Genomic DNA, 12,180 nt, shown 5'->3' with positions numbered 1-12,180 from the left:
AGCATAAACTTGTTTTCGATCATCCAGGATCTGGGCACTCTGATCTCCCTTGCCGTCTTCATCGCGGCGGTTGCGTTGTTCCTGTTCGGCGCGCTTGTCTTCTTGCCGGCGCTGCAGACGCGGACGCTGGTCGCGCAAAGCCTGAAGACCGAGGGGTTTGCCGATCGTCGTTCGCTCGCCGGACAGGAACTGCTTGCGAAGATTTCCGCGCAGCGGCCGGTCGACGCCTATTTCCGGTCGATGGAGAAGGAACGGGACGAACCAAATGCGCTTGAGGCGAAGCTGTTTCGAGCCGGCTTCTATCAGACCAGCGCGCCGCTCATTTACACCTTGTCACGGCTTGGTGCTGCCTGTGCCGGCTTTCTGGCTGCCTATGCGCTCTTGTCGCGCATTCTCCCACCTCAAATGCCCGGTTTCATAGGTTTTGCCGGTTCCGCTCTTTTCGGGCTCGCATGCATCGTGGTTCCAAGCATCCTGCTCGATCGCTTCGAGAGTGCGCAGAGAGAGGTCTATCGCCGCGCCTTTCCCGATTTCATGGACATGATGATCACCTGCGCGGACGCGGGTATGAGCCTGGAGGCGGCGGTGGAGCGCGTCAGCAGTGAACTGGCCGGCACCCACAAATGGCTCGGCATCCAGCTTTCGATCATGAATCTGCAGTTGCGTGCCGGTAAGCCGCTGCGTGAGGCGCTGCGTGACCTCGCCGACCGAATCGGTCTTGACGAGGCGCGGGCTTTGGCCGTGCTTTTTCGGCAGTCGGAAGAACTCGGCACCAGCCTGACCGACGCTTTGCGGGTCTACAGCGAAGAGATGCGCAGCCAGAGAATTCTTCATGCCGAAGAACGTGCCAACTCCTTGCCTGTCAAGATGATGATTCCATTGGGACTGTGCATCTTCCCGGTGGTGATGATGGTGATCATGTTACCGGTGATTATCCGCATGAAGGGCATTTTCTTCTGAACCGGTATATGCTTTGATTCTAAAGTGGAGTCGCAGGACTCTTGGGAGATAAAATGACAGGGCCAATGCGCCTCTCAGTCGCAGCCGCAGCCAGCCTGCTGATGATGGCGCTTGTTGGCTGTCAGACAAATGGCGCGGACACCACAGATGGTGTCGTCCGCACCAACGAGCCGTCGAAAGGCGATGTCACGTCTTTTGGCGATGCCTTCGATGGATTGAAGACGGTCGGCAACGTCGAATATTACGCCTCGGACCAGGCCGTGGCCGAAGCCAAGAACCAATTCCGTGCGGAAAATTACGGCAACGCCGGCGCCCTCTTTTTCAAGGCGACGCAGCTGGCGCCCAATGATGGCGGCGCCTGGATGGGGTTGGCCGCTTCCTGTGACCGCATACACCGGTTCGACCTCTCCGACCGGGCCTATGCCAGGGCTTTCAAGCTGGTTGGCGCGTCGCCTGAGTACTACAACAATGTCGGCTATTCCTATCTGCTGCGCGGCAAGCTGCAGGATGCACGCGCGAATTTCCTCAAGGCTTACGAACTGGCGCCCAACGATCCGACGGTAGCCAACAATCTGAAGCTGCTGTCCTCAAGCGTGCAGAACATCGAGCGCTAGCATGCTGCTTGTCGAAGCGCTCCTGCTGAAGGCCCTCGCCATCCCTCTGCTTGCAAGGGTTGCGTGGCTCGACTTCACGACGCAGAAGATTGCCAATCGCGATGTGCTGCTGCTGCTCTGCCTTGGGGCGGGATCGCTGTTGCTGCTGCTGCTCCGATCCGGATCCTGGTTGGACATGGGCTTGAGCGCGGCTGCCGCCCTCGTGCTGTTTCTTGCGTTGTTCCCGTTCTGGCTCTTGCGCAAGATCGGCGCCGGCGACGTCAAGCTGATGGCGGTCATCCCTTTCCTGACCGGCGGCAACGACCTCGTCGTGTTTTCCCTGCTGCTACTGGTTTTCGCCCTCGTCACCGCAGCGGCCATGAAAAATCCATTCCTGCTGCCCGCAGGTGCCTTCCGCGTCTACGTTCAGCATCTCGACCGCAAAGGCGTTGTGCCGTTCGGCGTGCCAATCTCGGTCGCGGCGATCTGCACGCTACTGCTCGTGATCTACGAAAGTTTGGTGTTGGCGGGCAGCTCAGGAATCCTGAATCAGCTTAGCTGAACGGCGGCAGCGCGCTCTGCTATGCGAAATGCGGGCCATCCAGCCGCATTGATAGGCAACGCAAATCAAAACCGCAAACGTTGTGCTGTGAGGGCTGAGTGCAATCATCGCAAATCACAATTGAGATCGACGCCAGGATACGAAGCACGAAGATTTGGGCATTTTGCCGCGATAGGCCGGATAGATTAATCAAAAGTTGAGACGGCATAGCCGTTAACTCTTTTCAAACCATCTTATTGTCGGGGCGCGGAAGTGATGTTTCAATGACTGCTTAGGCACGGGGGCGTGAAAATGTTGAATGAGGACTTTTTTGGCCGTATTGCCATCGTCTTTGTCATGACGGTTATGGCGACGTCCAGCGCGATACCTATATTGCACTATTTCCGTCAGGATACCTCAGCAAGTTCGCTCGCAATCGTCACTCAACTGGCGTCAACCGTGTTTCTGTTGCTGCTGCTTGTGATGACCATCATCCGCCTTCCGCCGAAGGGAACTGCGCAGGGAATTGAACCGAGAGTAACCGCGATCGCTGGAACATTTATGATCCTGCTCGCATTGAACCTGACGCCGGCATTGCAAAATGAGGCGGCGCAAGTGATAGGCCTCTGCCTGGTCCTCATCGGTACCGCCAGTTCGATTTTCTGTCTTTATTGGCTGGGCCGTTCCTTCTCTCTCATGGCGACAGCTCGTCGCCTGGTTACCACTGGCCCGTACTCGATCGTCCGGCATCCGCTCTACATCTGTGAGGGGGTATTCGTTCTCGGGATGGTCCTTTCGCATTTTTCACTGCTGATGGTGGCGCTGAGTGCGTTTCAATTTCTTTTGCAATATAGACGCGCGAGAAATGAAGAGGCTATCCTTCGGCAAACCTTCCCAGAGTACGACGATTACGCTCGGCGCGTCCCCATGCTCTTGCCGCGGTTCCTTGGTGGCGCCATACCAAACTCTGGCGGCCAATAGTCAGGACTCGCCCTGTTGATCTGGTCCCTGCAAGTACTTCGCTTCGTTGCCGCGCTGATGGTCGTATATGTCCACGCAGCCCAGACTGCCGTTAAGGTCACCGGATCCAATGGCCTGTTGCCTCATGATTTTCAGGTGGTCGGCTTCGCAGGCGTCGACATCTTCTTTGTCATATCAGGGGTGATTATTGCCAAGACGGCACCAGGTCTGACTTGGCGATCTTTCGCGTGGAGACGGTTCCGGCGCATTGTTCCGCTCTACCTGCTGATCAGCATCCCCTATGCGATCGTCGCCTACAAAACCGGCTTTGGCTGGCGGGACGCGGTGGCGACGCTCTTGCTGTGGCCGGCCACCGATCAAATGACCGCGCCAGCATTGCCAGCGGCTTGGACGCTGTGCTTCGAAATGCTGTTCTACGCCGCCGCGACCATCGTTCTCATCGACCGGCGACTGCTGTCGGTACTCGTCGGTATCTTCGGCCTCGCAATGATATTTCGCTCGGCGGGCCCGGTGCTGCAGTTTCTTGGCAACCCGCTGATCATCGAGTTCGGCTTCGGAGTCGTTCTCGCCTATGCGCCCAGCTGGAAACCGGCGGTGTGGTGCCTGCCGGTCGGCGCCGCGGCGATGATAGCTGTCGGATTCGTTGGGATGGCGCCGCAAGGGGGAACGATGGAGTTTCTCGCCGGCGATAACGGCTTCCAGCGCGTGCTGGTCTATGGTGTCCCGGCGGCGATGATCGTCTTCGGCACGATGCAGATCGACGCGAAGCCGAGCGTCTGGACGGTTCTCGGTGATGCCTCCTATATGCTTTATCTAATCCATACTCTGCCGATAACGCTGCTTCTGATGGTATGGACCGCTTTTCCGATTCCTCCGGACCTTATCATCGTGATCGGCACAGCCACATCCGTTCTTTTCGCTTGGCGGATGTACATTCGGTTCGAGTTGCCGCTGCGCAAATTCCTGCGCCGGCGTGATCCCCATCTGAAGACTGACTGCCAGCCAACTGGCTTGGCATTACGTGATTGACGGATATGCTTCGATGCTGGCGACCTCGATCATACGGGCTGTTGCCGGATGCATAGCGAAAACCTCGCTGCACCCGACACCCACCGAGCTTGGTCGTCAGGAATTGCGTAAGACCTTGTTCAAGCAGAGCGCCGATGGCTAAATAGACGATCACAGGGAGAAGGCACCATGGCACTTCACCTTTCGGCAGATGCCCCGGCTTCCGTCGCGGCCACGCCGCAAAAATATCTGTTTGGCCCGTTCATCGACTTTTTCATGCTTGGCGGAAGCGCGCTTGTCATCCTGCCGGTGCTGTATTTCCTGCCGCTCCGGTACGAAGCCGCCGTGACGCTGACGATGTTCCTGCTCTCGCATCTCATAAACCAGCCGCACTTCGGTCATTCGTACCAGATCTTTTACCGCAATTTCGCGCGCAAGGTGCGCGGCGACGGTTACAGCCGCAATCTCCAGATCCGCTACATCATCGCCGGCATTGTCGTGCCGTTGGCCATGACCGCCTTCTTTGCCTATGGCTCGCTGGCAGGGAATGCGCGCCTGCTGGGCAACGCCACCAACGCCATGGGCTTTTTCGTCGGCTGGCACTACGTCAAGCAAGGCTACGGCATGCTGATGGTGGATGCCGTGCTGAAGCGCAAGTTCTTCAGCGATCAGGACAAGAAGGTGTTGCTGTTCAACGGCTATGCCGTGTGGCTGTTCGCCTGGCTGCAGACGAACGTGGTGATCACCGAGCGGCAGTTCTGGGGTTTGCAGTACTACACCTTCGCGGTCCCGCCATGGCTCCTCACCATCGCCATGGCGATCGCCGCCGCCTCCTCGGCGGCCACCGCCGTGATGTTCATCAACCGCTGGCGCAAGCATGGTGGGGCGCTGCCCTATAATGGGGTCGTCGCCTACGTCGTGTCCCTCTATGCCTGGATCCTGTTCGTGACGCTGAACCCACTCTGGCTGCTCGTGGTGCCGGCGCTCCATTCCTTGCAGTATCTGGCGGTGGTCTGGCGCTACCAGACCAATGTCGAGCGCGATCGTGCGGATGCCGTCGAGAGGCCGGGATTGAAGGCCCTGTCCATTCTTGGACCGCGATACAGGCTGCGGGTGCTGGCCTTCATCGTGGTCGGTGGAATTCTTGGCGCACTCGGCTTCTGGCTGGTGCCGATGATGCTGATCGACCTGGTTCCCTACGACAAGGCGGTGCTCGGCTCGTCGCTTTTCCTCTTCATCGCATGGATCTTCATCAACGTGCACCATTACTTCCTGGACAATGTGATGTGGCGGCGCGGCAATCCGGAAGTCTCGAAATATCTGTTCCGCTGAAGCGATCGGCTGAACGCCTTTCGGGCAATCCGCGGCTGTCGGGAAGGCCCATTCCCGGCACGGACACGATTCGTTAACCAAGATGCTGTTCATCGATGGGAGGCTGCGCAGCCGGCGAAGACGTCAAATCGCCCGAAACAGCAACAATGTGCAAGGCATGAACGTGATTGAACGCGAACAGAACGCGCCCGGCGCTTCCCACCGTTGGACATGGCTGCCGGCCATTGTGGCCGCGTTCCTTTGCCTGTGCGTCACTGGCGCGTCCGCCGAGACGCGCGCTTTGCGGATTCAACATCTTCATACCGGCGAGAAGGCCGAGATCGTCTTCAAGCGCAACGGCCGCTACGATCAGGCGGGGTTGAAGAAGATCAATGTCATGCTGCGCGACTGGCGCCGCAACGAGCCGACCCGAATGGATCCGCGCCTGCTCGACCTCGTCTGGCAGGCCTATCGCGCCAGCGGCTCGACCTCCTATATCCATGTGGTCAGCGCCTATCGTTCGCCGGCGACCAACGCCATGCTGCGGAGCCGCTCGAAGGGCGTGGCCCGCGAAAGCCAGCACATGGTTGGCCGCGCGATGGACTTCTTCCTGCCTGACGTGCCGCTGAAGAAGCTGCGCGACATCGGCCTCAAGATGCAGGGCGGCGGCGTTGGCTATTATCCGACCTCCGGTTCGCCTTTCATCCACATGGATGTCGGCAATGTGCGGCATTGGCCGGGCATCAGCCGTCAGGAGCTCGCAAGGGTCTTCCCGAACGGCAGCACCCTGCATGTGCCGAGCGACGGCAGGCCGCTACCCGGCTTTGACCAAGCGCTCGCCGCCTACAAATCGCGCAAGAGCGCTGGTACGCCCAACATCGAACTGGCAAGCGCTGACAGCGGTCAACGCAAGTCGCGCGGCCTGCTGGCGACACTTTTGGGCGGACGCGGTGCGGACGAGGCGGACGATGTCGCCGAAGCGGCGCCGACGCCGCGCAAACCGGCCAAGTCTGTCGAACCCAAGGCGGCCGGGCAGGGCATCGCCATCGTCCCGCCGGAGGCAGCCCAGCGCGCGGACATCGAGATGGCCTCCACCGGTGTGGCTGAAGAACCACTCGCTGAGCAAAAGAGTAAGACGCCTGAAGCAATCGTGATGGCGATGGCGCCCAACACAGTGCCGTTGCCGGCCTTCGCCCCGCGCGACGTCCCCACGGCCAGCATTGCGACCCCGCAAACCGCGCCGTTCGCGGTAGCCAGCGCGTCCACGGCGCGGGCTGATCTGCCGGGGGCCAAGCCGGCGGCAAGCAATGCGGAAATTCCTCTGGGCAGGATGGATGCCGCTCCAGCGGCCGTCGCTCCGGAGATGGCAGCGCTCACCGTCCCCTTGCCGACATGGCGGCCTCAAAGCCAGACAAGCCCGGAGCGTCAGCCGGATGCAGCCAAATCCGCCGATGCCATCGCTGCCTTGCTGGCCATGCATCACCCCGATAACAGCCTCGATGGGCTGGCCGGCCAGCGCGCCGCGATCCCTGCATCGAAGCCCGAAGATCGCGTCAGGACCAGCCCAAAGGCCGACCGTGTCCAGCCGCGTCTCGATCCCGAAGCCACCGCCATGATTGTGCCCGTGGCGTCAACTGGTCGCGGCATCGCTGGCGGGGCCGGATCAGCGGCGGCGCCCGTCATCGCCGCCAATTTCATCCGCACGGCGCCGCAGCAGGTCTATCTCGACGGTTTCCAGCCGCGAGGACAGAAATCCGATCACCGCCGCTTCACTGGGTCGGCCGTGAAATTCCTGCCCATCGCCAGCTTCAAATAGGGGGCGGCAGGGGCCTACGCCACCGACCAGCCGCCATCGACCAGTATGTTCGCCCCGGTGATCAGCGACGCCGCCGGCGAGGCGAGGAACACCACGGTTCCCGCCACATCGATCGGGTCGCCGATGCGGCCGAGCGGGATGTGGCCGAGCACATGGGCGTGGAAGTCCGGTTCGGCGAGCGAGGGGCGTGTGCCGTCGGTCCAGATGAAGGTCGGCGCCACGCTGTTGACGGCGATCTTATGCTGCGCCCACTCGGCGGCCAGGCAGCGCGTCAGATGGTTGATCGCCGCCTTGGTCATGCAGTAGATCGCCTCGCCCTTCAGCGTCACCGTGCCGGCCTGAGAGCTGATGTTGATGATGCGCCCACCTTTTTGCGCGATCATCAGTTTGCCGACCGCCTGGGTGGTGAAGAACGTGCCCTTGAGGTTGACGTTGACCGTCAGGTCGAAATCCTCCTCGGTGACGTTTTCCGCCAGGTTTTCCGGCCCGAGCCCGACATTGTTGACCAGGACGTCGATGCGGCCGAAGGCGGCATGCGCGTCGGCGACGCCTTTGCGCACCGTGGCGAGATCGGTCGCATCCATCTGCACGGCTAGCGCCCGCCGGCCGATGCGTTCGATCTCGGCGACAAGCTCCGACCCGTCGGTCTTGCTGCGCACGCCGACGATCATGTCGGCGCCGGAGCCGGCGCAAGCCAGTGCACAGGCGCGGCCAATGCCGCGTGAGGCGCCGGTGACCAGCGCCACCTTGCCGGCCAGATCGAATTTTGGTGTAAAGTCCGTCATCGCAACCTCCCCTGAAGCTTTTCGGGCCGAATCTGTCGCCAGCGTGCGCATCGGAACGGCCACTTTTGCTCAAGACTACCTGCTCACGGCGTGAAAACCAGCCGGCATCTGCACCTCACGACAAGAACACCGTTCGTCCCGGGCCTTGCCATGCGCCGGCCATCATGATGCCATCTCCCTGGGGAAGATCGCGCCTTGCGGGTTCAGGGGTGGGCGATGCGGTTTGGGCGAATGACAGTCGAAAGGATGCGCATCTGCGTGGCGTTTGCCGCGGCACTGGTGCTGTGCCTGTGCGCGCTGGTCCCGGCTCACGCCGAGGAGCCGAAGGCGCTGAAAGGGATCGCGCTGATCATCGGCCAGTCCGACTATCATCATGTCGGCAAACTGCCCAATCCGGAAAATGACGCTCGCGCCATCGAGGAAATGTTCGACAAGCTCGGCTTCGAGACGACTGTGGCCACCAACCGCGACGCGCGCAAATTGCGGCGCGATCTCGAAGGCTTTGTCGACGATGCCGAAGGTGCCGATGTCGCCGTCATCTATTATTCGGGCCACGGCATCGAGGCCGGCGGCGAGAATTTCCTGGTCCCTGTTGATGCCGATGTCTCGGCGCTCGACGATGCCGGCGAGAAGCTGGTTCCGCTGTCCTCGATCGTCGCTGAGCTCAAGACCAAGGTGCCGGTCACCATCGTGCTGCTCGACGCTTGCCGCAACGATCCGTTCCCGCCGGGCACCTTGCTGAAGCTGTCGCCGGGCGATGACGGCAAGCCGATTGGTGCCGGTGGTCTCGGTGAAACGCGCAGCGTCGTCGCGCTGAAGAATAGCGCGCCGGCCAAGGGCTCGGCTGACGACAGCCTTGGCCAGGTCATCGGCTTTGCTGCCGAGCCCGGCAAGGTAGCGCTCGATGGTCCGGCCGATGGCAACAGCCCCTATGCGGCGGCGATCCTGCGCCACATCGACACGATGGGCGGTGAGGAATTCGGCACCGTGCTGCGCATGATCGGCGAGGAGGTCTATCTCAAGACCAACGGCCAGCAGCGGCCATGGGTCAATGAGAGCCTGCGCCGGCTGCTCTATTTCGGCACGCCGGCTGAGGCGCCGAAGGGCGATGAAGGCGACATCCTGACCGAGCGCCGCCGGCTGCTGCTCACCATCTCCACCCTGCCCGATCCCGAACGTCGCCAGATCGAGACCATCTCGCGCGACGGTGGCGTGCCGATGGACGCGCTCTATGCCATGCTGAAGACGCTGGGCACCGACACGCCGAAAGACCCGGCCGAGCTCGACAAATTGCTGCGCGGCCAGACCGAGCGGCTGAAGCAGGTGCTGGCCGAGCAGGCGGCGCTGAAGAGCCAGGACCCGGAGATCGTCCGGCTGTCGAAACTGGCCGATCAGGCGGTGCGCGAAGGCGCGCTCGATGCCGCCAGGAAATTCCACGAACAGGCCAAGGCGCGCGTCGGCGAATTGTCAAACACGGTCGACAAGGCCGAAGCGGATCTCAAGGCACGCCGGCTGGAATTTGCGAAAGTTTTTGGCGACAGCGCAAAAACCTACGAAATCTCCTTCAAGTTTCAGGAGGCGGCCCAGGACTACGGCAAGGCCTATGAGCAGGCTGAGAAATGGGACGACCAGGACGCCTGGTACTACAAGGCGGCTGAAGCCAACGCGCTTTCCCAGCAAGGTACTTTCTCCGGCGACAACGCATTCCTGGCGCAGGCCGTCGCGGCCTATGAAAAGAGCCTGGCCTATGTGTCGCCCGAGAAAAATCCACGGCAATGGGCAGCCACCCAGAACAACCTCGCCACCACGCTGTCGACTTTGGGTGAGCGCGAGGCCGGGCGCGAAAACCTCGACAAGGCGGCCGCCGCCTTCGAGCAGGCGCTGACGGTCTATACGCGGGAAACTTATCCGGACGATTGGGGCTCCACGTCAGGCAATCTCGGCACCGTCTATTGGCGGCTCGGGCAGCGCGAGACCGGCACGGCGTTGCTCGACAAGGCGGTCGCCACCTTCCGCGCGGCGCTCGAGGTGCAGGGGTCGAAGAAGGTGCCGTTGGAATGGGCGGCGACTGAAAACAATCTCGGCATCGTGCTGTCGGAACTCGGCGAACGCGAGACGACCAGCGACAGTTTTCGCGCCGCCATCGAGGCGCATCGCGCCGCGTTGACAGAGTACAGCCGCGAGCGCGTGCCGCTCGACTGGGCATTGAGCCAGGTCAATCTCGGTGCTGCCCTGTTTCGCCTTGGTGCACGCGAGAAGGACGTCGCAACGCTCGAGCAGTCGGTCGCCGCCTACCAGTCGGCGACGGAGGAAATGACCAGGGAGCGCGCGCCGGCGCAATGGGCGACGATCGAGAACAATATGAGCTCTGCGCTGGAGACGATCGGCGAGATCAATGGCGACATCCCGACGCTGCAGCATGCGCGCGAAGCGGCGGACGCCGCACTCACCGTGTGGACGCGCGAGCATGCGCCGGCAAGCTGGGCCAACGGCCAGCTGACGCTCGGCAATGCCTTGCAGCGTCTCGGCGTGAAGCAGGACGACACCGCGACGCTGCTTAAGGCGGTGTCCGCCTATGAGGCCGCCCTCTCGGAGTATCCGCGTGAAAAGCTGCCGCTCGACTGGGCCTCGCTGCAGCAGAATCTCGGCTCCGCCTATGCCTCGCTCGGCGAGCGCGACACGGGGATCGACTATCTGCAGAAATCGGCAACCGCGTATCGCAGCGCAAAGGAAGTTTACACGGCCACGGCCGCGCCCGCGGAGTTTGCTTCCATCGAGCACAGTCTCGGCAGCACGCTGTCGACCTGGGGCGATCGTGCCGGCGACAGAGCGGTGCTCGAACAGGCGGTCGCCGCCTACGACGCCGCGCTCACCGTGCGGACCAAGGACAATGCAGCGAAGGACTGGGCAAAGACGCAGTATCGGCTGGGTGCCGCCCTTTCGATGCTGGGCAAGGCCGATGGCGGCCCGACCGAAGCGCTCGAACGCTCGGTGACGGCCTATCGTGCGGCGCTCGAAGTGCAGACCCGCGACAGCGATCCGGACGCCTGGGCGGCGACGCAATGGGGGCTCGGCCATGTGCTTCTGGTGCTGGGCGACCGCGTGCAAGACGGCGCCGATTTCAACCAGTCGGTGACGGCGCTCGAAGCGGCTTTGCCCTTTTATGACCTTGCCAGCGTGCCGCAGGATCACGCCCAATTGCAGAACGATCTCGGCAGCGCCTACTACTACCTCGCCGGCGCGAGCAACGATCAGTCGCTCTACCAGAAGGCGGCGACCGCGCATGAAGCAGCCCTTGCCGTCTATGCCACGTTACCCGACCGTACGCTGTGGGCCTCGGTCGAAAGCGATCTCGGCAATGCGCGCATGATGCAGGCGAGTGCGGCTTCCGATCCGGACATCATGGCGAAGTCGGTGCAGGCCTATGAGGCGGCACTAACGGTCACCACCCGTGACAAGGATGCCGATGGCTGGACCCGCAACCAGTCCAATCTGGCAAGCGCCCTGTCGTCGCTGGGCTATTGGCGCAATGACCTCGCCTTGCTGAAACGCTCGGCCGGCATCTACCGCAGCATACAGGCCGTGCGCACCCGGGCTCGCGATCCAGAGCGCTGGGCAACCACGCAGGGGAACCTTGCCAATGTGCTGAGCATGATCGCGGCCAGGGAACCATCGCCTGAAGTGTTCGACGAGGCGATCGCCGTCAATCGGGCGCTGGCCGAAGAGGTTGGCCGAGATCGCGACCCCGACCGCTGGGCGAGCCTGCAGAACGAGGTCGGCTATGCCTTGACGATGGCCGGCCGTTCCGAAAACAACGTTGCCCGTTTCGAGGAGGCGGTGCCGATCTTGCGCGAGGCGATCGCCGTGCAGAAGAAGATCAATTCAGTACCGGCCGTCGCCTTCACCGAAGACAGCCTGTGCGACGTGCTGACCGATTTGGGCACGGCCCGCAAGGACAAGGCGCTTGCCCAAGAGGCGATCGCCGCTTGCCAGGAGGCGCTCGTCGTTTTCAGGGATCGCAAGATGGACGACCTCACCGCCGGCTCCGAGAAGAACCTTGCCGAGGCGCAAGCCTTGCTGGCCGACTTGCACTGACACAGGATTGCCGCGCGTCCAGTTAGACGTGCAAAGGACGCCCCGGCAACGGTCGCTTTTGGCGTTAGTTGCTCTGGCACCTGCGATGGC

The 12,180-nt window shown here is 62.0% G+C and carries 9 protein-coding genes; 8 read left to right on the top strand and 1 reads right to left on the bottom strand.

Features of this window, described 5'->3' with window-relative positions; translation table 11 throughout:
• Nucleotides 1-9 precede the first annotated feature (9 nt).
• From AC1DX4_RS31450 to AC1DX4_RS31420, 7 genes are all read left to right on the top strand, one after another.
• Nucleotides 10-960 carry a type II secretion system F family protein gene (locus tag AC1DX4_RS31450; RefSeq protein WP_477224021.1) on the top strand — a complete coding sequence of 317 codons (951 nt, stop codon included), beginning with the start codon at nt 10-12 and terminating at the stop codon, nt 958-960.
• Nucleotides 961-1,013: 53 nt separating this feature from the next.
• On the top strand, nt 1,014-1,574 hold the full coding sequence (locus tag AC1DX4_RS31445) for a tetratricopeptide repeat protein (RefSeq protein ID WP_477224020.1): 561 nt from the start codon (nt 1,014-1,016) through the stop codon (nt 1,572-1,574).
• Between the two features lies 1 nt (nt 1,575).
• Nucleotides 1,576-2,115: a prepilin peptidase gene (locus AC1DX4_RS31440; protein WP_477224019.1), complete on the top strand. Its 540-nt coding sequence runs from the start codon at nt 1,576-1,578 to the stop codon at nt 2,113-2,115.
• 291 nt (nt 2,116-2,406) lie between these two features.
• Entirely contained in the window at nt 2,407-3,075 is a 669-nt protein-coding gene (locus tag AC1DX4_RS31435) for a methyltransferase family protein (RefSeq protein ID WP_477224018.1), read from the top strand.
• Nucleotides 3,076-3,090: 15 nt separating this feature from the next.
• Nucleotides 3,091-4,104, top strand: a complete 1,014-nt coding sequence (locus tag AC1DX4_RS31430) for an acyltransferase family protein (protein ID WP_477224017.1) — start codon at nt 3,091-3,093, stop codon at nt 4,102-4,104.
• A gap of 168 nt (nt 4,105-4,272) precedes the next feature.
• On the top strand, nt 4,273-5,415 hold the full coding sequence (locus AC1DX4_RS31425) for a hypothetical protein (RefSeq protein WP_477224016.1): 1,143 nt from the start codon (nt 4,273-4,275) through the stop codon (nt 5,413-5,415).
• A gap of 157 nt (nt 5,416-5,572) precedes the next feature.
• A complete protein-coding gene (locus tag AC1DX4_RS31420) occupies nt 5,573-7,210 on the top strand; it encodes a peptidoglycan L,D-endopeptidase MepK (protein ID WP_477224015.1) in 1,638 nt (545 codons plus the stop codon).
• Nucleotides 7,211-7,224: 14 nt separating this feature from the next.
• Here the strand turns inward: AC1DX4_RS31420 and AC1DX4_RS31415 are convergent, their stop codons facing one another.
• Nucleotides 7,225-7,995: an SDR family NAD(P)-dependent oxidoreductase gene (locus AC1DX4_RS31415; protein WP_477224014.1), complete on the bottom strand. Its 771-nt coding sequence runs from the start codon at nt 7,993-7,995 to the stop codon at nt 7,225-7,227.
• Nucleotides 7,996-8,226: 231 nt separating this feature from the next.
• Here AC1DX4_RS31415 and AC1DX4_RS31410 point away from each other — a divergent pair, with 231 nt between their 5' ends.
• Nucleotides 8,227-12,090, top strand: coding sequence for a caspase family protein (locus AC1DX4_RS31410; protein WP_477224013.1), 3,864 nt, complete (start codon nt 8,227-8,229; stop codon nt 12,088-12,090).
• Nucleotides 12,091-12,180 lie beyond the last annotated feature (90 nt).

The sequence above is a fragment of the Mesorhizobium sp. P3_A8 genome (assembly GCF_056402995.1).
Note: the sequence above shows the minus strand (reverse complement) of the source record. Positions and strands in the feature narration are given on the sequence as shown.